The 23,667-nt window shown below is 71.3% G+C and carries 24 protein-coding genes; 8 read left to right on the forward strand and 16 right to left on the reverse strand.

The window, feature by feature from the left end; all coding sequences use genetic code 11:
- Positions 1–31: 31 nt before the first annotated feature.
- The 4 genes from ilvN to CF8_RS14165 all read right to left on the reverse strand — a co-directional run bounded on the left by ilvN (position 32) and on the right by CF8_RS14165 (position 3,641).
- Complete coding sequence (ilvN, locus tag CF8_RS14150; protein WP_010833789.1) at positions 32–574, reverse strand: acetolactate synthase small subunit; 543 nt, start codon at positions 572–574, stop codon at positions 32–34.
- Positions 574–2,415, reverse strand: a complete 1,842-nt coding sequence (locus CF8_RS14155; protein ID WP_269634817.1) for an acetolactate synthase large subunit — start codon at positions 2,413–2,415, stop codon at positions 574–576. Before CF8_RS14155 ends, ilvN begins: the two co-directional genes overlap by 1 nt.
- A 159-nt stretch (positions 2,416–2,574) precedes the next feature.
- Positions 2,575–3,231 carry a 4a-hydroxytetrahydrobiopterin dehydratase gene (locus CF8_RS14160; protein ID WP_010833791.1) on the reverse strand — a complete coding sequence of 219 codons (657 nt, stop codon included), beginning with the start codon at positions 3,229–3,231 and terminating at the stop codon, positions 2,575–2,577.
- Positions 3,228–3,641, reverse strand: coding sequence for a VOC family protein (locus CF8_RS14165; protein WP_010833792.1), 414 nt, complete (start codon positions 3,639–3,641; stop codon positions 3,228–3,230). The genes CF8_RS14160 and CF8_RS14165 overlap by 4 nt, the downstream gene beginning before the upstream one ends.
- Positions 3,642–3,727: 86 nt before the next feature.
- On the opposite strand from CF8_RS14165, the gene CF8_RS14170 reads away from it, so the two are divergent.
- The gene (locus tag CF8_RS14170; RefSeq protein WP_010833793.1) at positions 3,728–4,180 is read left to right on the forward strand and encodes a DUF6973 domain-containing protein; all 453 of its coding nucleotides are present in this window, start codon (positions 3,728–3,730) and stop codon (positions 4,178–4,180) included.
- 27 nt (positions 4,181–4,207) lie between these two features.
- Here CF8_RS14170 and CF8_RS14175 read toward each other — a convergent pair whose 3' ends face one another.
- The 4 genes from CF8_RS14175 to CF8_RS14190 form a co-directional block, all read right to left on the reverse strand.
- Positions 4,208–4,771 carry a pyridoxamine 5'-phosphate oxidase family protein gene (locus tag CF8_RS14175; RefSeq protein ID WP_010833794.1) on the reverse strand — a complete coding sequence of 188 codons (564 nt, stop codon included), beginning with the start codon at positions 4,769–4,771 and terminating at the stop codon, positions 4,208–4,210.
- 9 nt (positions 4,772–4,780) lie between these two features.
- Entirely contained in the window at positions 4,781–6,463 is a 1,683-nt protein-coding gene (gene ilvD / locus CF8_RS14180; protein WP_010833795.1) for a dihydroxy-acid dehydratase, read from the reverse strand.
- A 10-nt stretch (positions 6,464–6,473) separates the two neighbouring features.
- Entirely contained in the window at positions 6,474–7,205 is a 732-nt protein-coding gene (locus CF8_RS14185; RefSeq protein ID WP_010833796.1) for a helix-turn-helix domain-containing protein, read from the reverse strand.
- 153 nt (positions 7,206–7,358) lie between these two features.
- Positions 7,359–8,468 (reverse strand): WD40/YVTN/BNR-like repeat-containing protein, encoded by a 1,110-nt coding sequence (locus tag CF8_RS14190; RefSeq protein WP_010833797.1) that lies wholly within the window; start codon positions 8,466–8,468, stop codon positions 7,359–7,361.
- 68 nt (positions 8,469–8,536) lie between these two features.
- Between CF8_RS14190 and CF8_RS14195 the strand changes: the two genes are divergently transcribed.
- From CF8_RS14195 to CF8_RS14210, 4 genes are read left to right on the forward strand one after another with little or no spacing between them, the layout of a single operon-like run.
- Positions 8,537–9,085 (forward strand): PadR family transcriptional regulator, encoded by a 549-nt coding sequence (locus CF8_RS14195; protein WP_010833798.1) that lies wholly within the window; start codon positions 8,537–8,539, stop codon positions 9,083–9,085.
- Positions 9,086–9,101: 16 nt separating this feature from the next.
- Complete coding sequence (locus CF8_RS14200) at positions 9,102–9,947, forward strand: EamA family transporter (RefSeq protein WP_232211516.1); 846 nt, start codon at positions 9,102–9,104, stop codon at positions 9,945–9,947.
- A gap of 24 nt (positions 9,948–9,971) precedes the next feature.
- On the forward strand, positions 9,972–10,889 hold the full coding sequence (locus CF8_RS14205) for an alpha/beta fold hydrolase (RefSeq protein ID WP_010833800.1): 918 nt from the start codon (positions 9,972–9,974) through the stop codon (positions 10,887–10,889).
- Positions 10,889–12,031 carry a PQQ-dependent sugar dehydrogenase gene (locus tag CF8_RS14210; RefSeq protein ID WP_010833801.1) on the forward strand — a complete coding sequence of 381 codons (1,143 nt, stop codon included), beginning with the start codon at positions 10,889–10,891 and terminating at the stop codon, positions 12,029–12,031. Before CF8_RS14205 ends, CF8_RS14210 begins: the two co-directional genes overlap by 1 nt.
- Before the next feature lie 19 nt (positions 12,032–12,050).
- On the opposite strand, the gene CF8_RS14215 is transcribed toward CF8_RS14210, so the two are convergent.
- The 8 genes from CF8_RS14215 to gatC form a co-directional block, all read right to left on the reverse strand.
- A complete protein-coding gene (locus CF8_RS14215; RefSeq protein ID WP_010833802.1) occupies positions 12,051–12,872 on the reverse strand; it encodes an ECF transporter S component in 822 nt (273 codons plus the stop codon).
- On the reverse strand, positions 12,869–14,470 hold the full coding sequence (locus CF8_RS14220; RefSeq protein WP_010833803.1) for an ABC transporter ATP-binding protein: 1,602 nt from the start codon (positions 14,468–14,470) through the stop codon (positions 12,869–12,871). The genes CF8_RS14215 and CF8_RS14220 overlap by 4 nt, the downstream gene beginning before the upstream one ends.
- Complete coding sequence (locus tag CF8_RS14225; RefSeq protein ID WP_010833804.1) at positions 14,467–15,576, reverse strand: energy-coupling factor transporter transmembrane component T family protein; 1,110 nt, start codon at positions 15,574–15,576, stop codon at positions 14,467–14,469. Before CF8_RS14225 ends, CF8_RS14220 begins: the two co-directional genes overlap by 4 nt.
- A complete protein-coding gene (locus CF8_RS14230; protein WP_010833805.1) occupies positions 15,576–16,484 on the reverse strand; it encodes a hypothetical protein in 909 nt (302 codons plus the stop codon). The genes CF8_RS14225 and CF8_RS14230 overlap by 1 nt, the downstream gene beginning before the upstream one ends.
- 1 nt (position 16,485) lies before the next feature.
- Positions 16,486–17,841: a hypothetical protein gene (locus tag CF8_RS14235; RefSeq protein ID WP_010833806.1), complete on the reverse strand. Its 1,356-nt coding sequence runs from the start codon at positions 17,839–17,841 to the stop codon at positions 16,486–16,488.
- A gap of 207 nt (positions 17,842–18,048) precedes the next feature.
- Positions 18,049–19,557 (reverse strand): Asp-tRNA(Asn)/Glu-tRNA(Gln) amidotransferase subunit GatB, encoded by a 1,509-nt coding sequence (gene gatB / locus CF8_RS14240; protein ID WP_010833807.1) that lies wholly within the window; start codon positions 19,555–19,557, stop codon positions 18,049–18,051.
- Entirely contained in the window at positions 19,554–21,086 is a 1,533-nt protein-coding gene (gene gatA, locus CF8_RS14245) for an Asp-tRNA(Asn)/Glu-tRNA(Gln) amidotransferase subunit GatA (protein WP_010833808.1), read from the reverse strand. The genes gatB and gatA overlap by 4 nt, the downstream gene beginning before the upstream one ends.
- Positions 21,083–21,382: an Asp-tRNA(Asn)/Glu-tRNA(Gln) amidotransferase subunit GatC gene (gatC, locus tag CF8_RS14250; protein ID WP_010833809.1), complete on the reverse strand. Its 300-nt coding sequence runs from the start codon at positions 21,380–21,382 to the stop codon at positions 21,083–21,085. Before gatC ends, gatA begins: the two co-directional genes overlap by 4 nt.
- Before the next feature lie 78 nt (positions 21,383–21,460).
- On the opposite strand from gatC, the gene CF8_RS14255 reads away from it, so the two are divergent.
- The 3 genes from CF8_RS14255 (at position 21,461) to CF8_RS14265 (ending at position 23,636) form a co-directional block, all read left to right on the forward strand.
- Positions 21,461–21,991 (forward strand): SigE family RNA polymerase sigma factor, encoded by a 531-nt coding sequence (locus CF8_RS14255; RefSeq protein WP_010833810.1) that lies wholly within the window; start codon positions 21,461–21,463, stop codon positions 21,989–21,991.
- Positions 21,984–23,117, forward strand: coding sequence for a hypothetical protein (locus CF8_RS14260; protein ID WP_010833811.1), 1,134 nt, complete (start codon positions 21,984–21,986; stop codon positions 23,115–23,117). The genes CF8_RS14255 and CF8_RS14260 overlap by 8 nt, the downstream gene beginning before the upstream one ends.
- 72 nt (positions 23,118–23,189) lie before the next feature.
- On the forward strand, positions 23,190–23,636 hold the full coding sequence (locus CF8_RS14265) for a cytidine deaminase family protein (protein ID WP_010833812.1): 447 nt from the start codon (positions 23,190–23,192) through the stop codon (positions 23,634–23,636).
- Positions 23,637–23,667: the final 31 nt, after the last annotated feature.

Below are 23,667 nucleotides of genomic sequence, written 5' to 3' on the forward strand. Positions count from 1 at the left end.
GTGGTTTCGAGACGGTCGCGGAGCGACCTCCTCAACCGCCGAGGGCCGTGGGCGCGGACACCGGGACAGGGCGGATGCTGCGCTCGCTGATCGAGCGCGACCCCCGGCCGATCGCGACCATGCCGGACTGCACGAGCTCGCGGATCCCGAAGGGTTCGAGCACGCGCAGCACGTCGCTGAGCTTGTCGGCGTTGCCGGTCACCTGGATCGTGATGGCGTCGGGAGCGACGTCGACGACCTTGGCGCGGAACAGCTGGACGGCATCGAGCACGGCGCCGCGGGTCTGGGCATCGGCCTTGACCTTCACCAGCATCAGCTCGCGCGTGATCGAGGCAGACCCGTCGAGCTCGACGATCTTGATCACCTCGATCAGCTTGTTGAGCTGCTTGGTGACCTGCTCGAGCGGGGACTCGTCGACGTTGACCACGATCGTCATCCGCGAGACCTCGGAGTGCTCGGTCGGGCCGACGGCCAGGCTCTCGATGTTGAAGCCGCGGCGGCTGAACAGCCCCGCGATGCGGGCCAGGACGCCCGGCTTGTTCTCGACCAGGACGCTGAGCGTGTGGGTTGCCATCAGAGGTCATCCTCGTCGAACTGGGGCGCGAGGTCGCGCGCGTACTTGATCTCGTCGTTGCTGGTGCCGGAGGCCACCATGGGCCAGACCATGGCGTCGCGGTGCACGCGGAAGTCGACGACGACGGGCTGGTCGTTGATCGACATCGCCTTCTCGATCGTGGCGTCGACATCGGCCGGCGAGTCGCAGGCCAGGCCCACGCAGCCGTAGGCCTCGGCCAGCTTGACGAAGTCCGGGATGCGCTTGCTGTGCAGGTCGGTGTTGGAGTAGCGCTCGTTGTAGAAGAGCGTCTGCCACTGGCGCACCATGCCGAGCGACTCGTTGTTGATGATCGCGACCTTGATCGGGATGTCGTTGATCGCGCAGGTGGCGAGCTCCTGGTTGGTCATCTGGAAGCAGCCGTCACCGTCGATGGCCCACACTGTGGAGTCGGGCATGCCGACCTTCGCGCCCATCGCGGCCGGGACGGAGTAGCCCATGGTCCCGAGCCCACCGGAGTTGAGCCAGGTGTTGGGGCGCTCGTAGCGGACGAAGTGCGCGGCCCACATCTGGTGCTGTCCGACGCCCGAGGTGTAGATGGCCTCGGGGCCGGCAATGGCACCGAGCCGCTCGATGACGTACTGCGGAGCGAGCGAGCCGTCGGTCGGGGTGTCGTAACCGAGCGGGTAGTTGGCCTTCACGCCCGAGATGAACGCGACCCAGCCCTCGTAGTCGCCGGTGTTGCCGGCGTCGGCCTCGGTGGCGAGCAGCGCGATCAGCTCGGCGATCACCTCGGCGCAGTCCCCCACGATCGGGACGTCGGCGTGGCGGTTCTTGCCGATCTCGGCGGGGTCGATGTCTGCGTGGATGACCTTCGCGTTGGGCGCGAACGAGTCGAGATTGCCGGTGACCCGGTCGTCGAACCTGGCACCCAGGCTGATGATCAGGTCGCTCTTCTGCAGCCCGGCGACCGCGGCCACGGTGCCGTGCATGCCCGGCATGCCGAGGTGCTGCGGGTGGCTGTCGGGGAACGCACCACGCGCCATCAGGGTGGTGACGACCGGGATGCCGGTGGCCTCGGCGAGCTTGAGCAGGCCGGCCGAGGCGCGGGCGCGGATGACGCCGCCGCCGACGTAGAGCACCGGCTTGCGCGACTCCAGGATGAGCCGGACCGCCTCGCGGATCTGCTTGCTGTGCGGCTTCGTCACCGGGCGGTAGCCGGGCAGCTGCAGCTCGGTCGGCCACTGGAACGTGGTCATTGCCTGGAGCGCCGACTTGGCGACGTCGACCAGCACCGGACCGGGGCGACCCGTCGAGGCGATGTGAAACGCCTCGGCGACGATGCGCGGGATCTCGGCGGGGTCGGTGACGAGGAAGTTGTGCTTGGTGATCGGCATCGTGATGCCGCGGATGTCTGCCTCCTGGAAGGCGTCCGTGCCGATCATGGAGGCGCCGACCTGGCCGGTGATCGCGACCAGCGGGACCGAGTCCATGTGGGCGTCGGCCAATGGCGTGACGAGGTTGGTCGCGCCCGGACCGGACGTCGCCATGCAGACACCGACCCGGCCGGTGGCGGCGGCATAACCCTGGGCCGCGTGGCCCGCGCCCTGCTCGTGGCGCACCAGGATGTGCCGGATCTTGGTCGAGTCCATCAGCGGGTCGTAGGCCGGGAGGATCGCTCCACCCGGGATACCGAAGATGTCGGTGGTGCCCGCGCTCTCGAGGGACTTGATCAGGCTCTGCGCACCGGTCATCGGCGCCCCAGCGATCCCGCCCTGCTCTGTCATGGTGAACCTTTGCTTGTGTGACGAATGAAAAAACCCCTCGGCCCGGCGGGCAACGAGGGGAGGACGCGTGAGCAGTCGAGGTGGAAGGCCTCAGCTCACGCGTCGCGTGCGTACAAGAATGTCAGTGCGCATGCGCCTACCGTTGCCGTCGGGGAGCTCCGACGTCAACCTACTCTGCCAGCCGTCCCATTATTTGGTACGGCGATCCCAGCATGTGGTTGAGGATGAGAACCGTCACTCCCCCCTGCCCGCTGCGGTGCAGATGCACACCTTGTTGCCGTCCGGGTCGGCGAGCACCCAGAAGCTGTGCTCGGGGTGCTCGCCGACCAGCGTGCCGCCGGCCGCGACCGCCGCGTCGATGCGGGCCTGGACCTGGTCACCGGGGACGAACACGTCGTAGTGCCAGCGCTGGCGGTCGGGCTCGGAGCCGGAGTCCTGGAACCAGACGTTGATGTTGCGGCCGAACGTGTCGCGCAGCTCGTCCGGCGCGTCGTCGAGCGGCTCGTAGCCGAGGGCGGCCCGCCAGAACGGCTGGATCCCGCTCGGGGCAGGGGTGTCCAGGGCGGCCTCGATCTGGGTGAGCGAGTCGGGGTCGGAGCCGACGCCCAGGCCGCGCGCCGCCTCGCTGATCTGCGCGGCGAGGTCGAGGTCGCGCTGGGTGACGTGGCCGACGTCGTGGCTGGTCAGCATCACGTCGACCCGCGGGTAGGTGAGGGTGATGTCGGGGTGGTGGTTGGCCGCCTCGGCAGCCTCGCCGATCGCGTTGACCAGCGACAGGCCGGTGGCGAAGTCGCCGGTCGTGAAACGGGCGTGGATGCCCTGGGCGAGCATCCGCCAGTCGTCGAGCCCGGCGGCTCCCACGTCGCCGTACAGCTTCATGGTCTCGGTCATGGCAGCACCTTCTGTCCGATCTCGGAGGGGTTGTGGCAGATCTCCCAGCGGAAGCCGTCGGGATCCACGAAGTAGCCGGAGTAGCCGCCCCAGTCGCGCTGGACGGCGTCGGTCACCTGGGCGGCGCCCGCGACCCGGGCCTGCTCGAGCACCCGGTCGACACCGTCGGTCGTGGCCAGGTTGTGGGCGATGGTGATCGGCGGGACTCCCCCGCCCGGCGGCTGCCCGACCTCGGCGGTGAACGCGTCGACGTCCCACAACGACAAGATCAGCTTGTCGCCGACGTCGAACATGAGCACCTCACCGGGCTGGTCGAGGCAGGGCTTCCAGCCGAGACCGTCGAGGTAGAACTTCCGGGACTCGCCCAGGTCGCGCACTGCCAAGGTGATGAAGCTGATCCGCTGGTCCATGGCTTTCACTGTGCCACCGGCCACCGACACCGGCCAGTGGCGCGTCCGTGGATGCGGCCCACCCGCCGATCTGACACGGTGGACACATGGCTTCCCCACTCGACTCGCTCAAGAAGGCCGCGCAGGCTGTCGTCGGCGCTCCCCACGTGTTCAACGCCGCCCGCGACGCCGGGGCCAGCGCCTCCGCCGCCGCCGACGTCATGGCGGCGTCGGCCGCCGCGATCCAGATCGCCTCGTCCGCCACCGACGGCACGCCCGGCATGGAGAACGCCGTCCGGCACTTCATCTGGCAGGCCTACATCGCCGGACGCCACGGCAGCGCCGTCGCCGAGGCTGTCGCGGCCGCCCACGAGGAGGGCCGCAACACCCCCCACGACACCCGCGTCGACCTGCACAACAACGCCGCGGGCCGGGCGTACGGCGAAGCGAGTTCCGCCACGATCGGCCAGGGCTCGCTCACCGACGCGCTGAAGGCCCTGGTGCCCGTCGCGAAGGAGAAGTGGGCCAGCGACGAGCTGATCTGGGTCAAGCCGCACTGAGACCGCCGCAGCCGGCGACCGTTCAGGTCACCGGGCGAGGTCGTCGTCCCCGAAGGCGGGCAGGCCGTCGATGCTGAGCGTGTTCTTCTCGCGCCGGTAGGCGATGCGGCCGTCCTCGCCCCGGCGCTCCATGTTGGGCGTGAGCAGGTCGCGCTCCGAGTCGAGCGAGAGCAGCGGCAGGGCGTAGCCGCACGAGTCGCTCACCCGCTCCACGTCGACCACGATCACCGCCCGCGCGGCCGGGTTGGCCGGGAACCGCGCCGCCCACGCGCCGTACTCCTCGTCGTAGATGCTCACCACACGACCCTGGCCGTGCAGGCGTACGACGTTGGGCTCGCGCGCGAACGAGCAGAACATCAGCGTGATGCGGCCGTTCTCCCGGACGTGCGCAATGGTCTCCGCGCCGCTCGCCGTGAGGTCGAGGTAGGCGACCGTGTGCTCGTCGACCACCACGAAGGAGTCGGCCAGGCCCTTGGGCGAGAGGTTGACGTGTCCCCCTGCGCCCAGCGGCGCCGTCGCCACGAAGAAGACGTGCTGGGCCTCGATGAACGTCCGAAGACGTGCGTCGATCCCGTCGTGCACCTTGCCCATCGTCGGCCGTCAGCTGGTGACGGCGCCGTGGGCGGCCGACTGGACGACCTTGGCGTACTTGCCGAGCACCCCGCGGGTGTACTTCGGGGGCAGCGGCTCCCACCCCTCCTTGCGGCGTGCCAGCTCGGCGTCGTCGATCTCGACCTCGAGCGTGCAGTTGGCGACGTCGAGGGTGATGGGGTCACCGTCGGCCACGAACGCGATCGGACCACCGTCGACGGCCTCGGGGGCGATGTGGCCCACGCACAGGCCGGTGGTGCCGCCGGAGAACCGGCCGTCGGTGACGAGCAGGACGTCCTTGCCGAGGCCGGCGCCCTTGATGGCGCCGGTGATGGCCAGCATCTCGCGCATGCCGGGGCCGCCCTTGGGGCCCTCGTAGCGGATGACCACGACGTCGCGTGCCTTGATCTCGCCGGCCGCGAGCGCGTCGAGCGCCTTGCGCTCACCGTCGAAGACGCGGGCGGTGCCGGTGAAGGTCGTGTCGTCGAAGCCAGCGCTCTTGACCACGGCGCCCTCGGGTGCCAGCGAGCCCCGCAGGACCGTGATGCCGCCGGTGGCGTGGATCGGCTTGTCGAGCGCACGCAGGACGTCGCCGTCGAGGCCCTTCGGGTTGAGCGCCTCGAGGTTCTCGCGCATGGTCTTGCCGGTCACGGTGAGCGTGTCGCCGTGCATCAGGCCCGCGTCGAGCAGCGCCTTCATCACGACCGGGATGCCGCCGATCTTGTCGACGTCGTTCATGACGTAGCGCCCGAAGGGCTTCAGGTCGCCGAGGTGCGGGACCTTCTCGCCGATGCGGTTGAAGTCGTCGAGCTCGAGGTCGACGTCCGCCTCCCGGGCGATGGCAAGCAGGTGGAGTACGGCGTTGGTCGAGCCGCCGAGGGCCATGACGACGGCGATGGCGTTCTCGAAGGCTGGCTTGGTCATGATCTGGCGGGCCGTGATGCCCTGGCGCAGCATCTCGACGACCGCCTCACCGGAACGGTGGGCGAACCCGTCGCGACGGCGGTCCACGGCCGGCGGGGCCGCGCTGCCGGGCAGGCTCATCCCGAGCGCCTCGGCGACGCTGGCCATGGTGTTGGCGGTGTACATGCCGCCGCAGGCGCCCTCACCGGGACAGATCGCCCGCTCGACGCGGTCGACCTCCTCACGGGTGATCTTGCCCGCGAGACAGGCGCCGACAGCCTCGAAGGCGTCGATGATCGTGACGTCGTTGCCGTCGACGGACCCGGGCATGGTCGAGCCTGCGTAGAGGAAGACGCTGGCCAGGTCGAGGCGGGCTGCTGCCATCAGCATGCCCGGGAGCGACTTGTCGCAGCCCGCGAGCAGGACGCTGCCGTCGAGGCGCTCGGCCATCATCACGGTCTCGACCGAGTCGGCGATGACCTCGCGCGACACCAGCGAGAAGTGCATGCCCTCGTGGCCCATCGAGATGCCGTCCGAGACCGAGATCGTGCCGAACTCGAGCGGGTATCCCCCGCCGGCGTGCACGCCGTTCTTCACGGCCTTGGCCAACCGGTCCAGGCTCAGGTTGCAGGGGGTGATCTCGTTCCAGCTGGACGCGACACCGATCTGCGGCTTGACCCAGTCGTCGTCGCCCATCCCTACCGCACGGAGCATGCCACGGGCGGCGGCCTTCTCCAGACCGTCGGTGACGTCGCGCGAACGGGGCTTCATGTCGTGCTGCTGGGTCATGGCGGCAAGGCTACTGGCGCGGGGCGTCGGTCCCGCCTCGCGTCTCAGCCGGTGCCTGCCAGAAGAGACCCGCGCCGCGACCGATCCTGACCTCGTGGGGAAGGATCGGGAACGAGCCAGCCCGGCGGTTGCGTGACTTCCTCGAGTCGGCGTAGGCCCATTCGGGGATCGGCAGCACATTGCGCCGGGGCGGTCGCCAGCCCTCCCGCGCCTCCGCCACCAGCTCCTCCCACGTGGGGTGGTCGGCGACATCGGCGAGTGTCGGTCGGCGACCCAGCTGCCACCAGGTGCTGTACCTCACCCGCGGCAGGTCGAGGTCCTCGGAGCGGGCAAGAATCGCGGAGTACCACGAGGTCGTCTCCGAACCCTCAGGCGCCCACCAGCCCTGCGCCCAGACATACGTGTGTGCCGGGTATCGCCGGCCTGCCGCATCCCTAGCGGCACCTTCTCGCATGGGCCGCACCCGCTCACCGTCGCGCCGCACGGCAGCCAGCTCCAACTCTACCAGCTCCAGAACTCGCACCATCATCCGCGCCCCGGGCGTTGTCCGCCCCGTCTCCCACTTGGCCACGGCCGACTGCGACACGCCCAGCTCCTGCGCCAGGTCACGCTGGGAGAGCTTCGCCAGGCGGCGTACGCGCCGGATCAACCCGGCGACATCACCGGCCCGGCCGGTCATGGCGTCCTGCTGCTCGCTGCTGGTCCCCTGCTTGGTGCTCGATCCCTGCTGCTCGATCTCCATCCCATCTCCCCGATGGTCGCTCGTCCTGTCCGGAGACCCATCACAGCAGGGGGCACCGACAACACGCTTGGACCTGAGTCCTCAGAGGACTCAGGTCCAAGCGTGGCGGGGAGGGGTCTCCCCGTTGCCGGGATCAGCGCGACTCGGCGGACGTCAGTCCAGCGTCGCGGCGCGGACGACCATCACGTCGGGGAGGTCCTTGTGGATCTCCTGCCAGGTGCGGCCCTCGTCGGGCGAGCACCACACGGCTCCGTTGCGGCCCCCGAAGTAGAGCCCGGCGTCCTGGTGGTCGTCGGCACACATCGCGTCGCGCATCACGGCCGCGTAGAACCCGTCGGGCAGTGCGCCCTCGCCCAGCTGTTCCCACGAGGAGCCGCCGTCGGTGGTACGGCAGACGCGAGCTCTGCCGTCGACGGGCCAGCGTGCGCCGGCGTCGGCGATCGGGAAGGTGTAGGCAGTGTTCGCCCGGTGTGGGTGGGTGACCATCGCGAATCCGAACTCCGAGGGGAGGCCGGGGGCGATGTCCTGCCAGGAGGCGCCGCCGTCGTCGGAGCGGTAGACGCCGCCGTGGTTCTGGAGGAAGAGCCGGTCGGGGTCCGAGGAGTCGCGGGCCACCTTGTGCACGCACTGGCCGAACTCGGGGTAGTTGCGCTCCCCCGGCATGAACTCGGCCTTGATCCCCTTGTTGGAGGCGGACCAGGAGGCGCCGCCGTCCTCGGTGCGATAGACCCCACCGGTCGAGAGCGCGGCGAGGACCGACGAGCCGTCGGTGGGGTGCGGGAGGATCGTGTGGAAGGCCTGACCGCCGAAGCCCTCGTTCCACTCGGCGCGGTGCGGGTGGTCCCACAGGCCGCGCACGAGGGAGAACGACTCACCGCGGTCCTCGGAGCGGAAGATCGCGCCGGGCTCGGTGCCCGCCCAGACCACGTCGTCGCCGACGCCGGGCACGAGCTGCCAGACACGGGCCAGGGTTGCCGGCGAACCGTCCGGGAGCTGCGCGTCGTCGGGGAAGCGGATCGCACCGTTGGCGGTCTCCTCCCACGTCTGCCCGAGGTCGTCGGAGCGACGCACCTGCGGGCCGAACCAGCTGGACGAGCAGCCGGCGAACAACCGAGGAGTCGACCCGCGACGGTCGATCAGGACGGAGTAGACCTCCTCCATCGGGAAGTGTGGTCCCGACCAGGACCAAGCGGTGCGCGCGGCATCCGAGGTGCCGATCCACAGTCCCTTCCGCGTGCCCACCAGTGCGATCGTGCTGGTCATCGAATCTCCCCCTCGACTGCCGTTCCTACTAGGAATAGTCCTAGTAGGAACAGTAGTCTGATCCGACCATGGGTCAAGGCCTTCCAGTCACCTCCTACGCCCTGCTCGGGCTGCTCACCTTCGGCGACGCGCTGACGGGCTACGAGCTCAAGCAGCGAGCCGATGCGACCCTGCGGTTCTACTGGGTCTCCCCCGCGATGAGCCAGGTCTACAGCGAGCTCGCCAGGCTCGCCGAGCACGGGCTCGTCACGCCCAGCGGCGAAGGCCGCGGGACGACGTACACGATCAGCGACGCCGGCCGGGAGGCACTCACGACCTGGATGCGCGAGAGCGCGCCGGGGTTCCCCGTCCTCAAGCACCCGGTCGCGCTGCGGCTGCTGCTCGGGCACGTCGTGGACCGGGAGACGACCGTGGCCATGCTCCGCGACCACGTGCTCGCCCTCGAGAAGGAGGAGGCGGCCCTGGTCGAGGTCCGCGACGGCCTGCGTGGCCACGACGGCCCGGGCGAGATCTTCCGGCACCCGAGCCTCGTCGCCGACTGGGGCCTGGACTACTTCGAGAACGAGCGCCGTATCGTCGGCGACCTGATCCGGCGCCTGGAGGACGAGGGCCCGTAGGCCCAGGAGGACGCGCGTGACCCGAGCCGTGTGGTTGGTCGTCATCGGCATCGTGTCGGTCCAGGCCGGCGCCGCCATCGCCAAGGACCTCTTCGGCACGATCTCACCGACCTCGATGGTGTTCCTGCGCCTGGTCACCAGCACCCTCGTGCTGCTCGCGATCGCCCGTCCCTCGTGGCGGGGACGCAGCCGCGCCGACTGGCTGGTCGTGGCCGCCTTCGGCGCCAGCCTCGGCCTGATGAACTGGGCGATCTACCAGTCCTTCGCCCGCATCCCCCTCGGCATCGCGGTGACGATCGAGTTCATCGGCCCGCTCACCTTGGCCGTGCTCGGCTCGCGCCGGGCCCGCGACCTGATCTGGGTCGTCCTGGCGGCCGCGGGTGTCGCGCTGCTCGGCTTCGAGCCGGCCGACCTCGACCCGGTCGGCGTCGCGTTCGCCCTGCTGGCCGGGTCGGCATGGGCGGCCTACATCCTGCTCAGTGCGCAGACCGGGCAGCGCTGGCCGGGCTTCGACGGCCTCGCGATCGCCAGCGCCTTCGCGACGTTGCTGCTCACCGCTCCGGCGATCGTGTCGGGGGGTACGGCGCTGCTCGACCCCCGCGTCCTGCTCATCGGCGCCCTGGTCGGCGTGCTCAGCTCGGTCATCCCCTACAGCTGCGAGCTGGTGGCCCTCAGGTCCCTGGCACCCAGCGTGTTCGGCATCTTGATGAGCCTGGAGCCGGCCGCGGCGGCGCTGGCGGCGATCGTAGTGCTGCAGGAGCTGCTCGCCCCGACGCAGTGGCTCGCCGTGGCCTGCGTGGTCGTGGCGAGCGTCGGCGCCACGCGCAGTCGTCCGGTCCTCAGCGAGCCCGCGCCCGACTGACGGCCGCTGGGGCACAATCTGCGCATGGAGAAGACGACCCCCGGGCCGGTCAGCACCGACGCCCGAGTCCGTTTCGTCGACGTACTGTCCGACGACGGCACTCGCATCCGAGCCTGGACCAACGACCCCGAGGGCACCATCGACGGCCCGACCGTCGTGCTCTGCAACGGCCTCGGCACCAACCCGTGGGCGTGGCCGGCCCTGCTGGATCCCGACTGCGGCATCCGGGTCGTCTCCTGGAACCACCGCGGCGTCGGCGGCTCGGCGCGGCCGCTGGACACGAGCCGTGTCGGCATCAGCGAGTTCGTCGAGGACGGCTTGTCGGTGATGGACCACTTCGGCATCGACCGGGCCGTGCTGATGGGGTGGTCGATGGGCGTCAACACGATGTTCGAGCTCGCGCTGCGCCACCCCGAGCGGGTCACCGGGCTGTTCGCAGTCTGCGGCGTCCCGGGCAACACCTTCGGCACCATGCTCGGCCCGCTGCACGTCCCGCGTTGGGCGGCCCGGGTCGCCACGGTCAACCTGGCCCGGGCGGTCAAGCTCGGCGGACGCGCGCTGACCCCGATCGCCAGCCGGCTGCCCGTCGGCCCGAAGACCGTCAGCGTCCTGGGCCACACCGGTTTCATGCTCCCGCTGGCCGATCCCGCGATGACGGCGCGCGCGATCAAGGAGTTCCTCACGACGCCCGTCGAGTGGTACTTCCACCTCGCGATCAAGACCTCCGAGCACCCCCGCGTCTCCCTGAGCGCGATCACTGTGCCGGCGTTCTTCGTCGCCGGGACCTACGACCTGCTGGCCGGCGCCCGCGACATGGCCTCCGCGGCCGCGCGGATGAAGGAGGCGACCTACGTCGAGCTCCGGGCCAGCCACTTCGTCCAGATGGAACAACCCGAGGTCGTCCACCAGCTGCTCGTCGAGTTCGTCGAGCGCGTCGGCTGATGTCCCGCGCCCGCGCCGGACTCCCGATCGCGCTGCTGCTAGCGCTCGCCGGCTGCGGCGACCTGACCGACTCACCGCGCGACCCGGACGGCAGTGCCGGTACGGCGACGTCCGACCCGGCTCCGTCCTCGCCGGCCACCTCACCGCAGACCCGCACCGGCAAGCCCCGCGTCACCGGCACCGTGGCCAGCGGGCTCTCGGTCCCGTGGGGCATCGCCTTCCTGCCGGACGGCTCGGCGATCGTGACCGAGCGCGACTCCCGCCGGGTGCTGCTGCTGACGCCCCGCACCGGCGGCGAGGCCGAGGTGACCGAGCTCGGCGAGCTGGACCAGGCGGCCCCCGAGGTCGAGGCCGGCCTGCTGGGCGTGGCGGTCTCTCCCGACTTCGCGACCGACAGCACCGTGTTCTTCTACGCCACCACCGCCGAGGACAACAGCGTCTTCCGGGCCACCCTGGACGGCGACGAGCTCAGCGAGCCGACGCCGATCCTGACCGGCATCCCCAAGGGCGTCATCCACGACGGGGGCCGGCTGGCGTTCGGCCCCGACGGCTTCCTCTACGTCTCCACCGGTGAGACCGGCGAGCCGGACCTGGCCCAGGACCCCGAGTCGCTCGCCGGCAAGATCCTGCGCATCACCGCCGACGGCGACCCTGCTCCGGGCAACCCCGACGAGGGCTCCCCCGTGTGGTCGATCGGGCACCGCAACGTGCAGGGCCTCGCCTTCGACGAGTCCGGCCAGCTGTGGGCCAGCGAGTTCGGCGACCAGACCTTCGACGAGCTCAACCGGGTCACGAAGGGCGGCAACCACGGCTGGCCGGCCGTCGAGGGCCGCGGCGGCGCACCGGACTACGTCGACCCGCTGGTCACCTGGTCCACGGAGGAGGCGTCCCCCTCCGGCCTCGCCTTCGCGAACGGCTCGCTGTGGATGGCGGCACTGCGTGGGGAGACCCTCTGGCGGATCCCCCTGGACGGGGACACGACCGGCGAGCCGGTCGACCTCTTCACCGGCGACCACGGCCGGATCCGCACCGTCGTCACGACGCCCGACGGCGACCTCTGGGTCGCCACGTCCAACCGAGACGGCCGCGGGGACCCGGCGGACGAGGACGACCGCATCCTGCTGGTGTCACCCGGCGGTTGAGGAGGTCGCGCAGCGACCGTCACGAAACCCGGTTGATCACGCTGCGCTTCGATGCCCGGCGCAACGTGGTGAGGATCGCCGGCCCGAGCACGACCAGCGCGACCGAGGTGGTGATCGCCCGGCCGGTGTCCCAGCTGCCGGTCGAGGTCAACAGCGTGTAGACCCCGAAGCGGTGCAGGTTCTCGAGCAGCGGGGCGCCGGCGACGTACGACAACGATCCCTCGTGGCCCTGGACCACGATGCCGAGCGTGAACGGCCAGCTCGACAGGTTCATCAAGATGCCGAACAGGTAGGACGCCACGATCCCGTAGACCACGAGCGCGGCGACCTCCACACGACCTGAGAGGCGGCGCGGCAGGAAGCCCGCGCCCATCCCGATCCAGGCGGAGACGAGCATCTGGAACGGCAGCCACGGCCCGACGCCGCCGGTCATCAGCGCGGACGCGAACAGCGATGTGCAGCCGAGCACGAAGCCGAAGGCCGGGCCGAACACCCGCCCGGCGAGGATCAGCAGGAAGAACACGAGCTCGATCCCCGCGACCCCGGCGCCCAGCCCGCGCAGCACGGCGTTGATCGCGGAGAGCACCCCGAGGACGGCCAGCACCCGCGCGTCCATCCCGCCCTCGCTGAACTCCGCGAGCACGACCACGATCACCAGCGGCAGGAGGGCCAGGAAGATGAAGGGCGGGTCGATGCGCGCTGTCTCGGGGACGTCGAGGAGCAGCGGCCAGCCGAGCATCATCAGCCCGGCGAGCGAAGCGATCCCCAGCACCGCCGCGGAGCGCGGCCGGATCGGGAGCGCGGCCCGAACCGTGGGTCGAGCTCCGTCGAGACCGCTCACGACGACTCCAGGGCGGCGACGACCTCGTCGACCCGCAGCCACGGCGGCCCGAGGATCTTGGTGACCTGCGGGGCGTAGGACGGCGACGCGGCGACGACCTCGCGCGCCGGTCCGGACGAAACGACCTCGCCGTCGGCGAGGACCACCACGTCGTCGGCGACGGTCGCGACGAACTCGACGTCATGGGTGGCGATCAGCACAGCGTGCTCGTCGTCGGCCAGCTCGGCGACGATCCGCGCGAGCCCGGCCTTGGCGGTGTAGTCGAGCCCGCGGGTGGGCTCGTCGAGGAGGAGCACGCGCGGTCGCGCGGTCAGCACGATCGCCAGCGCCAGCGCCAGCCGCTGGCCCTCGGAGAGGTCGCGCGGATGCATGGTGGCGTCGATCCCCGGCACGAGGTGGTCGAGCAGGCCCCGGCAGGTGCCCGCGGTGCCCCCGGCCCCGGTGTCGGCGGCGGCGCACTCCTCGGCGACGGTCTCGAGATAGAGCAGGTCGGCGGCCGTCTGCGGCACGAGCCCGACGAGGGCGCGCCGGCCCGCGGCATCGAGGCGGCCGGGGTCCCGGCCGGCGACGGAGACGCTGCCGGAGCGTCGGGACTGGGTGCCCTGCAACGCCCAGATCAGCGTCGACTTGCCGGCGCCGTTGCGCCCCATCAGCGCCGTGACGTGACCGCTGCGGAGGTCGAGGTCGACCCCGTCGAGGACGACGTTGCGGCCGTGGGCGACGGTCAGCCCACGGGCCGACAGCACGGTCGACCCGGCAGGCGGCTCCTCGACGACGGGCGCCGGGAGGGCGAGCGACCTGGCTGCACGGCGGGCGTCGCGGACGCTCAGCGGCAGCGGCGACCAGCCCGCTGCCCGCCCGAGCTCGATGATCGGCGGCACCACGGGCGAGGTGGCGAGCACCACCGCGGGGGTGTCGACGAGCACTCCCCCGTCGCCGGTCAGCAGGCAGATGCGGTCGGCGAAGGGGACGACCCGCTCCAGCCGGTGCTCGGCGAGCAGGACGGTCAGGCCCAGATCGTGCACAAGTCGGGTCAGCGTCGCCAGCACGTCCTCGGCCGCGGTCGGGTCGAGCGCCGAGGTCGGCTCGTCGAGCACGAGCACGCGCGGGTGGGTGGTGAGCACCGCGCCGATCGCGACGCGCTGCTGCTGGCCGCCCGAGAGCGTGCGTAGGTCGCGGTTGCGCAGGTCGGCGATCCCCAGAAGGTCGAGCGTCTCCTCGACGCGGCGGCGCATGGTGTCGCCCGGCAGGCCGAGCTGCTCCATGCCGTAGGCGAGCTCCTCCTCGACCGTGTCGGTGACGAAGCCCGCGACCGGGTCCTGGCCGACGTAGCCGACGACGTGGGCCCGCTCGCGCGGCGGCTGGTCGATGACGCTGACGCCGTCGATGAGTACGTCGCCGGACAGCGTTCCTCCGCTGAACCGCGGCACCAGGCCGGTCAGGACGCCGAGCAGCGTCGACTTGCCGACGCCGGTGCGACCGGAGACCAGCACCAGCTCGCCCTCCTCGAGGGTGAGGTCGATGCCGCGCAGGATCGGGCGCTGCTCTTCGGACTGCCCAGCGCCGTACGCGAAGTGGATGTCGCGGAGCTCGATCATCCGCCGACCTCCAGAGGTGTCGAGATGGGCTGACGCGGCGGCGGCGCCGCGAGCGCGGGGACGAGCCCGAGGAGCGCACCGCCGAGGGCGAGCACGCTGAGGTAGGGCATGGCCGACACGGACGGGTAGACCACCAGCGGCTCGGCGCGGCCGAGCTGCCAGATGACGACGCCGACGGCGAGCCCGGACCCGGCCACGACGAGCTCGGCGAGCCGCCATCGGTCGGGGCGGTAGCGCGTGCGCTCGACCCGACGGCCGGCGCTGACGAGCCCGATCACCGCGACCACGACCCCGCCGACCAGGAACGGCACTCCCAGCCACCGGGGTGCGGTGCGGTCGAGGAAGGCGAACGTGCCGACGCACAGCCCGCAGAGCGCGCCGAGCAGGAGGACACCCGTGGTCCATCGCTGGCCGCGCGTCGCCGTACCAGCGCGACCGTAGCCCCGCGCGTCCATGCCGGCGGCCAACGACAGGGAGCGTTCGAGGGCGTCCTCGAGCACCGGCACCAGGAAGCGGCGGAGCCGACCGACGCGACTGCTGGCGTCACCGCGCAGCGCCTGGGCCGCGCGGACGCGGCGGGCGCTGTCGGCCAGCTGCGGGAACACGGTCACGGCCACGACGAGCGCGGTGCCGATCTCGTAGAGCGCCGGCGGGACCGACTTGAGCAGCCGCTTCGGGTTGGCCAGCGAGTTGGCCGCGCCGATGCAGATCACGATGGCGGCGAGACGCAGTCCGTCGTAGAGACCGGCGAGGAGCGCCTCCTGCGTGATCGGCCCGAGCAGTCGCACACCCGCGACCCAGTCGGGCAGCGGGATCGCAGGCAGGTCGACCAGCACCCGGCCGTGGCTCGCGCCGCCGAAGAGGATCCGGAACGCGACCCGGATGATCACGATCATCAGCCCGAGCAGGAGGTAGAGCCGGAACGACCGCGCCCACGGGTGGTCGGAACGGCGCGCCATCACCACCATCGCGGCGGTCGTGACCAGCAGCACGAGCAGCAGCGGGTTGGTCGTCAGCGTCGCCGCCGCCGCCAGCCCGACGGCCCAGATCCACCACGCGACCGGGTGCAGGTCGCGCGACAGCCGGGGCTGGGCGCGGGGCGTCATCAGCTGCGCGTACGCCGACGCGCAGCGTAGGCCGACATGCCGATCGCCACCAGCAGCATCGCGAGGATCGCGAGCGTGAGCCAGGTCGGGACGCGGCCCGACTCCTCCTCCGCAGCGCGCGGCTCGGTCGTCGGGGAATCAGTGGGCGTCGTGGTTGACGGCGCCGGTGCGGACGTGTCGCTCGGGGAGTTCGTCGCGGTGGTCGAGGACGGCGCGGAGGGGCTGGACGGTGTCCGATCGGTCGTCGCAGGGCCGCTCGGATCGGCGGTCGCGGACGCGCTCGGGGCGGACTCCGTGGGCGTGGCCGTCGGGGTCGTCGGGGCCGATGACGTGGCCGATGGCGTCGGAGTCGTCGTGGGGGTGCGTGCCGGCTGCGGAGTCGGCTTCTTCGTGGGCGACGGAGTTGGCTTCTCGCTGGGGCTGGGCGCCGCCTGCACCGGTGCGGCGACTGCCGGCGTGCGGCGCGCCGCGCCCTGCTGCCAGGCGAGGGCGACGGCACCGCCGTCAGGGACGTCGAGGGACGTGACCGCCTCGCTGGAGTAGTTCCACGCGCCACTGGTGCCGTCGGTCCACCACAGGCTCCAGTAGGCATCGGGTGGCGGGGTGTTCACGCACGGGTCGCTCGCGGGGGCACCGTTGACCCGGCACACGAACCCGGGGAATCGCTGCACCTCGGTGAGGGCGAACCCGCTCTGCTCGAAACGGGTGGCAGCGACCTCGCCGGAGCCGGGGTCGCAGACCGTGGCGATGCTGCCGCCGAGTGCCCCGGGATCGACGACCACGCTCACCCCGGAGGTGGTGGAGCAGGCCGCCGACGAGGCCGGGGCCTGGCTGAGCACGCACGCCGCCGCGACCACGAGCGGAACGGTGGTCGCGGCGGCGATGCGGGACAGAAGACCTCGGGTCAACTCAGTTGCGCACCTGGATGGTGGTCTTGGCGGCGGTGTCAGCCGTCTTGACCTTCACGATGCGGCTGCGGTTGCCGGTGGGCAGCTCGAGCTTGCGAGCAACCGGGCCGGCACTGGCCTTGCCCACGATCCGCTTGAAGTCACCCTTGACAGCCAGGCAGGCACGCTCGCCCGGGGCCAGGCCGCTGACCTTGAAGCGCACCTTGTCGCCGGCCTCGCCACTCGTGCGACGGCTCGAGACGCTCAGCGCGTCCACGGCGGCGGGTGCCCACTGGAGCACGGCCATCGCCTGGGCGGTGGCACGGCGCCACTGGTAGGCGGTCTTGTCGGTGATGCCGTCGTTGCGGGCATCGCGGACGTCCTTGGGCTGGTAGGCGATGGCTCCGGTGTCCTTGGTCAGCGCGCTGCGGCACTTGTTCTTCTCGATCGGCTGCTGCTTGCGGACCCACACGGCCGCCTTGGTGGCCGCCTCGCGGTTCTTGAGGAGGCCGAGCGCCCAGCCGGCCAGGCCGGTGCTGTTGGTGTTGACACCCAGGTCACCGCCGCCGAACGCGCCGTTCGCCTTCTGCTGGGCGGCCAGCCAGGTGCCCGCCTTCGCGACGGCAGCGACGACGGTCTTGTCGCGACTGCCCGACTCCAGGAGGTTGACGACGGCCAGTGCCGTGGAGTCGAGGCTTGCCGCGGAGTCCGCCTGGCCCTCGATGCAGCCCTGGGCAGGGGCGGCCTTGTCCTTGGTGAAGGACTCGCGGAAGAATCCGGAGGCGCACTGCTGGGCCAGCAGGAACGCGGTGGCGTCGGCGGCCCGCTTGGACTTGGCCTCGATCAGTGCCCGGGCGGCGTAGCCCTGGCCGATCACGTTGGCGAAGTCACCGAAGGACGACTTGTCCTCGATGCGACCGGTGATCGGGGCGGTCGCACTGACGCGCTCCTCGAGCCGGGTGACCAGGTTGACCCCGCCGTACGACGTGGTGTTGGCGCCGGCGACGCGCGCGAACGTGGCCGCCTTGGCGGTGGCTCCGGCGTAGGTGCTGCCGGCGTCGCCGAAGGCGTCGCCCGCGATGTACTCGTTGATCTTGGGCTGCAGTGCGGTGTTGACCGTGGTGACACCGGACTTGTCGCCGGCCTGGTCGAGGGCGAGACCGGTGTCGATGCTCAGGCCGTAGTCGGTGAACCCGTCAGAGACCATGAGGCCGCTCGTGAGCTCACGCTTGAGCCACGTGCCGGCCAGGGTGATGGCGCCGTCGTCGGTCTTGGCAGGGGCAGGTGCGGGGGCCGCCATGGTGGGCTGCCCCATGACGGTCACCGCCAGGGTGGATGCGGCCAGCAGTGCGCCAGCGGTGCGCAGGGAGTGAGACATGATTTCCTTCCCGCTGTGCGGGAAGCGCCTGACGGCGGCGACCCGCTGGTTCCTCGCAGCGTGGGTTCATGCGCTCGCAACGGGCGGTCCGGCTCGCGCTCCGACCTGGATCGGAACGCCTACGGTTGCGGGTCAGCGCCGGGCTTGGACCGGCTTCCCCGCTGCGGGCGGTTGATGGTGTTGTCGAGCGCAGCGTACAAGACGCCGTCAGGTCAGCTTCTCCAAGATGAGCTCGCGCACCCGACCGGCATCGGCCTGGCCGCGCATCTCCTTCATCACCGCTCCGATGAGCGCGCCGGCGGCGGCGACCTTGCCGTCGCGGATCTTGTCCGCGACGTCCGGGTTGGCGGCGATCGCGTTGTCGATCGCAGCGCCCAGGGCGCCGTCGTCCGAAACGATCGCCAGCCCGCGCTGGGCCACGATCTCCTCGGGCGTGCCCTCGGCGGCGTACAAGCCCTCGAAGACCTGGCGCGCCAGCTTGTCGTTGAGCGAACCGGCATCGATCAGCTTCTGTACGGCGACGACGTCGGCCGGCGAGACGCCGAGCCCGGCGATGTCGGTGCCGGTGTCGTTGGCGCGACGGGCGAGCTCGGAGAGCCACCACTTGCGCGCGACCTGCGGGGTCGCACCGGCGGCGATGGTCTCCTCCACGAGGCCGAACGCGCCGGCTCCGATGGTGTCGCGCATCTCGAGGTCGGAGAAGCCCCACTCGCCCTGCAGGCGCTGGCGCTTGACGGTCGGGTTCTCCGGCAGCGTGCCGCGGAGCTCCTCGACCCACTCGCGGCTCGGCGCGACCGGGACGAGGTCGGGCTCGGGGAAGTAGCGGTAGTCCTCGGCGTCGGACTTCTCGCGGCCGCTGGTGGTGACGCCGGTGTCCTCGTGCCAGTGGCGGGTCTCCTGGAGGATCGAGCCCCCGGAGTCGAGGATCGCGGCGTGCCGCTGCATCTCGTAGCGCACGGCGCGCTCGACCGAACGGAGCGAGTTGACGTTCTTGGTCTCGGTGCGGGTGCCGAGGCCGCCGCTGCCGGCCGGGGCCAGCGAGAGGTTGACGTCGGCGCGGATCGAGCCCTGGTCCATCCGGGCGTCGGAGACACCGAGGGCGACGATCAGCTCACGGAGCTGGGCGACGTAGGCCTTCGCCACGGCCGGCGCGTTGGCGCGGGTGCCCATGATCGGGCGGGTGACGATCTCGATCAGGGGGATGCCGGCGCGGTTGTAGTCGACCAGCGAGTAGTCGGCGCCGTGGATGCGGCCGGTGGCGCCACCGACGTGCAGCGACTTGCCGGTGTCCTCCTCCATGTGGGCGCGCTCGATCTCGACCCGCACGACCTCGATGCCGCCGTCCTCGGTCGGCACGTTGACGTCCATGTAGCCGTCGAAGGCGATGGGCTCGTCGTACTGCGAGGTCTGGAAGTTCTTCGGCATGTCCGGGTAGAAGTAGTTCTTCCGGGCGAAGCGGCACCACCCGGCGATCTCGCAGTTGAGCGCGAGGCCGATGCGCATGGCCGACTCGACGGCGATCCGGTTGACGACCGGCATGGCGCCCGGCAGGCCCAGGCAGGTCGGGCAGACCTGGGTGTTGGGCTCGGCGCCGAACTCGGTCGGGCAGCCGCAGAACATCTTCGAGTTGGTGTTCAGCTCGACGTGGACCTCGAGGCCCATCGCCGGGTCGAACTTCGCCAGCGACTCCTCGAAGGTGAGCAAGGTGTCGGTCATCGGGTCTCCTCGGCGATCTCGGGAAGGGCGGGAGCCTTGTCGAGCAGCGGAGCGCCCCACTCCTGCGCGAGCAGGGTCTCGAGCGCGGCACCGACGCGGTAGAGGCGCTCGTCCTCGAGCGCGGGGGCGAGGATCTGGAAGCCGGCAGGCAGCCCGTCCTCGTCGGCGAGGCCGCTCGGGACCGAGATGCCGGGGACGCCGGCCAGGTTGGCGGGGATCGTCGCGAGGTCGTTGAGGTACATCGCGATCGGGTCGTCGAGCTTCTCCCCCAGCTTGAAGGCCGTGGTCGGAGCGGTCGGCGAGACCAGCACGTCGACCTGCTCGAAGGCCGCCTCGAAGTCGCGACTGATCAGCGTGCGCACCTTCTGGGCCTGGCCGTAGTAGGCGTCGTAGTAGCCGCTGGACAGGGCGTAGGTGCCGAGGATGATGCGGCGCTTCACCTCGTCGCCGAAGCCGGCGTCGCGGCTGGCGCGCATGACGTCCTCGGCGCTCGGGTCGCCGTCGGGCACGACGCGCAGGCCGTAGCGCATGGCGTCGAACTTGGCGAGGTTGGAGGACGCCTCCGCCGGCAGGATGAGGTAGTAGGCCGCCATCGCGTGCACGAAGCTCGGGCAGGAGACCTTGACGACCTCGGCGCCGGCCTTGACCAGCAGGTCGATCGACTCCTGGAAGCGGGCCATCACGCCGTCCTGCCAGCCGTCCCCGGCCAGCTCGGTGATGACGCCGATCTTGACGCCGGTCATGTCACCGGTCGCACCGGTCGTGGCCGCGTCGGTGAACGAGGGCCACGCCTGGTCGATGGAGGTCGAGTCGCGCGGGTCGTGCCCGCCGATGATGTCGTGCAGCAGCGCCGAGTCGAGGACGGTCCGGGCGACCGGGCCCGCCTGGTCGAGGCTGTTGGCGAGGGCAACGAGACCGTAGCGGGACACTCCGCCGTACGTCGGCTTCACGCCGACCGTGCCGGTGACCGCGCCGGGCTGGCGGATCGAGCCGCCGGTGTCGGTGCCGATGGCGAGCGGCGCCTCGAAGGCAGCCACGGCCGCGGCCGAGCCACCGCCGGAGCCGCCGGGGATCCGGTCGAGGTCCCACGGGTTGCGGGTGGGGCCGTAGGCCGAGTGCTCGGTGGAGGAGCCCATGGCGAACTCGTCCATGTTGGTCTTGCCAAGGATCGGGAGACCGGCGGCCTTGAGCTTCGCCACGACGGTCGCGTCGTACGGCGGGATCCAGCCCTCGAGGATCTTCGACCCGCACGTCGTGGGCAGGCCCTCGGTGGCGAGCACGTCCTTGACCGCGATCGGCACGCCGTCGAGCGGGCTCAGCGTCTCACCGGCCGCGCGGCGGGCGTCGGAGGCGGCAGCCTGGTCGAGCGCGCCCTCGCGGTCGATGTGCAAGAAGGCGTGGACAGCGCCGTCGACCGCGGCGATGCGGTCGAGGTGGAGCTCGGTGAGCTCGACGCTGGTGGTGGTGCCGTCGGCGAGCGCCTGCGCCATCTCGGCGGCGGTGTTTCGGATCGTGATCGCGTTGCTCACTGCTCGTCCCCCAGGATCCGCGGGACGGAGAACCGCTGCTGGTCGACAGCGGGCGCCATGGCGAGCGCCTGCTCGGCGGTCAGGCCGGGCGTCACGACGTCGTCGCGGAAGACGTTGGTCAGCGGCAGCGCGTGCGACGTCGGCGGGACGTCGTCACCGGCCACGCCGTTGATGGAGGCGACGGATTCGAGGATCACGCTCAGCTGGGGGGCGAGGTGATCGAGCTCTGCGTCGTCGAGGTCGATGCGGGCGAGGTTCGCGAGGTGCGCGACCTCGTCTCTGGTGATCTCGGGCATGGGCTGAATCCTAGGTGCGGCCAACCGATGTGCCGCACGCGGCGTCTGTTGGGGTGACAATCCATTCGAGGAGGACTGATGGCTCGACCACCCTCTGGCGCGCGACACGACGGTGACTTCACCGAGTTCGTGCAGGCCAGCTGGCCGGGGCTCTACCGCACGGCCTACCTGCTGCTCGGCGATCGCGGCCTGGCCGAGGACCTGGCGCAGACCGCCCTGGCCAAGACGTACGCCGCCTGGTCGCGCATCGACGACCGCGCCGCCGCTCCGGCCTACGCCCGCCGAACCCTGGTCAACACGGCCTCGTCGTGGTTCCGCAAGAAGGGCTGGCGCAACGAGCTGCCGACCTCGTCGATGCCCGAATCGGCGTACGCCGTGGACCCCAGCACCCGGCCCGCGGTCATCGACGCCCTGGGCCAGCTGCCGCCGCGACAACGCGCGGTCGTGGTCCTCCGCTACTACGAGGACCTCTCCGTCGTCGAGACCGCCGACGCCCTCGGCTGCTCGACCGGGACGGTCAAGAGCCAGACCTACGAGGCCTTCGCCAAGCTGCGCGTGCTGCTCGGCGATGCCGTGATTCCCGAGACCCTGGGAGCCCACCATGACTGAACGACTCACCGCCCTGCTCCGCGACGAGGCGGCCGCGCTCGACGTGCCGTCGGTCGACCACGCGACCATCCTCGGCCGGGGTCGACAAGCCCGCACCCGCCGCCGCGCGACGGTGTTCCTCGCCGCCGCAGCGGTCGTGGCCGTCATCGGCACCGGCACCGCGCTGGCGCTCGGCGGCTCCGATGGTCCCGGGGACGACAAGGCCACCGACTCGATCGCTTCGACGGAGTCGGCACGCGACGTCGTGGCGTACGGCGCCGGCTCGACCGTCGTCGTCGACGGCGTGAGCGCCACCATCCCGGACACCCTGCACTCGCTGCACTACACGTCGGTCGGCGTGCTGACCCGCAGCAATCCCAACGACGGTGCCTCCGACGGCTCGGGTCCCGAGAGCCTGACCCTGGTCGCCGCCGACGGCACCACGACCGACCTCGGCACGATCCCGGAGGGGGTCGGTCCGGCCACGGATCCCGACGAGCCGGTCTACGCACTGGCCGAGAAGTCGGGCGACGGCTTCCGGGTCGTGGTCCGCGATGCCACCACCGGTGACGAGGTGGGCTCGGTCCCGCTGCCCGACCTGCCGATGAGCTACTGGCCGGTGCCACCGCTCGCCCTCGACGGCGACGTCGTCTACGCCGGGTTCGAGGAGGAGGCCTACGCCGTCAACTGGCGCACGGGTGAGAAGCAGCCCGCGGACGGACTCGGCGGTGGGATGCCGCAGGTCAGCGGCGGCTTCGCGGTCGACTCCGGCGAGAAGCTCGTCGACGGCCGCCCCGAGCTGGTCGTGTCGGTCGTCGATGCAGCCACGGGCGCCAGCGCCCTCGTCGTCCCACTGGAGGAGGGTGAGTACGGCTTCGGCACCCTCTCCCCCGACGGGAAGTACCTGCGCTTCACCCGGGACGGGATCAACGCCGACGGCGTCGACATCTACGACGTCGCCACGCAGCAGCGCGTGACCCTCGCGGGCGATCCGTACGCCTGGGGCTGGACGTCCGACGGCAGGCCCTACCGGGTGTCGGGCACGGAGGTCGAGGTGTGCGACCCGGTGACGGCTGCCTGCACGACCGAGGCTGGACCTGGTGTGGGGCAGAACCTGAGGCTCGGCGGGAACGCCTACGACAGCTGAGCTCGGCCGCGACGGCGGTGGCGACCCCTCGGGTCCGCCACCGCCCTCGCTCGTCGGGACACAATGCGTGTCATGACCTTCGCCAGCGCACGCGAGCTCGACGCCGACGACCTCGACCTCGTGGCCCTGGCCACCCGCACGATCGACGCGAACACGGATGCGGCGCCACCCGAGGACGACGGCATCCACACCGTCGGCGCCGCGGTGCGGGCTGGCGACGGGCGGATGTTCGCGGGCGTCAACGTCTACCACTTCACCGGCGGGCCCTGCGCCGAGCTGGTGGCGCTGGGGGCCGCGCGAGCCAACGGGGCGCGCGAGATCGTGACCATCGTCGCGGTGGGCGACGGCGGCCGGGGCATCCTGGCGCCGTGTGGTCGCGACCGCCAGGTCCTCGTCGACTACCACCCGGCCTGCCGCGTGCTCGTCCTGACCGCGGACGGCCCGCGCAGCGTGCTCGTCACCGACCTGCTCCCCGGCGCCTACGTGCGCAACGGGAGCGCGGGCTCCCCGACGGCCTAGCGCTTGCGGCTCACGGGTCGGGGTGACAGGT

Origin of the sequence: Nocardioides sp. CF8 (assembly GCF_000389985.1) — a bacterium.
Taxonomy (GTDB): Bacteria; Actinomycetota; Actinomycetes; order Propionibacteriales; family Nocardioidaceae; genus Nocardioides; species Nocardioides allogilvus.